This window comes from Sideroxyarcus sp. TK5 (assembly GCF_054601595.1).
Map to the genome: position 1 here is coordinate 1 of NZ_BAAHSJ010000025.1, position 1,655 is coordinate 1,655.

General features: G+C 47.1%; 2 protein-coding genes. Both read left to right on the forward strand.

The features are described 5' to 3' along the window. The first annotated feature begins 156 nt into the window (after window positions 1-156). Window positions 157-1,119, forward strand: a complete 963-nt coding sequence (locus ACYPYQ_RS13510; RefSeq protein WP_459724437.1) for a hypothetical protein — start codon at window positions 157-159, stop codon at window positions 1,117-1,119. A gap of 25 nt (window positions 1,120-1,144) precedes the next feature. Next, window positions 1,145-1,582 carry a hypothetical protein gene (locus tag ACYPYQ_RS13515; protein WP_459724438.1) on the forward strand — a complete coding sequence of 146 codons (438 nt, stop codon included), beginning with the start codon at window positions 1,145-1,147 and terminating at the stop codon, window positions 1,580-1,582. Window positions 1,583-1,655 lie beyond the last annotated feature (73 nt).

A 1,655-nucleotide genomic window follows, 5' to 3' on the forward strand; every position in this document is an offset into this window, starting at 1 on the left:
ATGCCGATCAGGGATTGGAAGGCTGCGCTAAACCGGTTTACTATCCAGTTCGAAGACCGGATGCCGCAGAAATAGAGAAACTCCGTTTACACAAAATTCTGAACGCCCTCGGCGCTTGCTATCGTCTTCATGCGGGGAGGTGTTACACCAAGCCCTATGAGAATCACTAATGAAGAGGAAAAAGCTGTCACTCTCTTGGGTGGTTCGCAAGCGGATGTTCGAAACGCACTTTCCGCACTTGAGGGAAGCCTGCTTAGTCAGGTATGCCATGGGTCTGGGCATTTTATAAAATTTAAGCACCCTACTATTAGCGATGCATTTGCAAGCTTGGTGGCGGAAGACCGCGAGTTGCTCGATATATACCTTGCTGGTACCCAGATCGAAAAGCTTTTCCGCGAAGTATCTTGTGGAGATGTGGGTATAGAAGGTGTGAAGGTAATCGTTCCACCCGATCGCTATGATGCATTACTGACCCGAATCGATTCATTTTATAGCAAGCGACGTGAGAATGAAGACAGCGTTAATCGCTTCCTATCCTATCGATGTGACAAAGAGTTTCTCTCGCTCTACATCTCCAGAAAATCAGATTTTGTGGCAAACCTTCGCGTCGGATCATATCTGTACGCGATATCTGACGTGGACGTAATTGTTCGTTTGCATCAATTTCAGCTGTTGCCAGAGAGTAAAAGACTCAGTGTTATCTCCAGAATTCGCGACTTGGCAGTAAACACTCCAGATTCAGGGTTCTTGCGGATGGATATCCGCCAGTTGTTCACGCAATCAGAGCTAAATGAATTGCTTGATTACGTGAAACAGACGTTGCTACCGAATATTGATGAACGTATTAATAGCTGGCGGGAAGACTACAATGGTGATGATGACCCCGAAGACTATTTCAGTGAACTCAAGAGCACGTTAATAAAATACCAAAAAGCATTCGACGAAGACATTTCTGCCGTATGCGATATTGATCATGCATTGCATGAGATAGATGAGATTGTCGAAGAATTGCGATCAGAAATGCCAGCAGAACCAGATTCGGATGATTTTTTTGGTACGAGTATCCAAGGGGGACAACCAAGTGATTCAAGATCGACTTTTGATGATGTAGATGCATAGACCCAACCATCAATGAGAGGACGTCATGAAAGATGCGGTTGTCGTTTTTTCGAGAAATGGTCTTTTCACTACCACCGTCACCGCTCGTGACATCCATAGTCATGAGCACGCACGGAAGCTATGGCCGCTAGTTACGCCATCATTACCGCGCCAGTTAGTGACTTGGGTAAAACCCACATTTATCCAAGAGAAACTCAAGCGACGCTCACACTTCAGGACATTACCCGGTGGTAAAAGCCTAAGCGCTACGCAGATTTTCGAGCAGGAAGAGGCTGCACGTCGCAAGGCTGTATGTGAAAGCCCTGAGCACGCAGCAGCAAAGCGCATGGTCGCTGACGCACTGCAGCAACGTCAACAAAAGGGTATCGCCATGCCGTGGTACTTCAAAGACCCAGATAGCTCCCAATATCATCTTGCAGGGAATTTGAATCGCCCCGGATTTCGTGGAGGCTGTCTGGTTTAAGTAACGCAGGCAGAATCCGTATTGGCTGACTGCCGATAGTATTGTGCCTCAGCTTCTGCGGGCGGTATATAGC

Coding starts and splice junctions, on each gene's coding strand:
- ACYPYQ_RS13510 (WP_459724437.1), top strand. CDS start 157: ATGAGAATCACTAATGAAGAGGAAAAAGCTGTCACTCTCTTGGGTGGT.
- ACYPYQ_RS13515 (WP_459724438.1), top strand. CDS start 1,145: ATGAAAGATGCGGTTGTCGTTTTTTCGAGAAATGGTCTTTTCACTACC.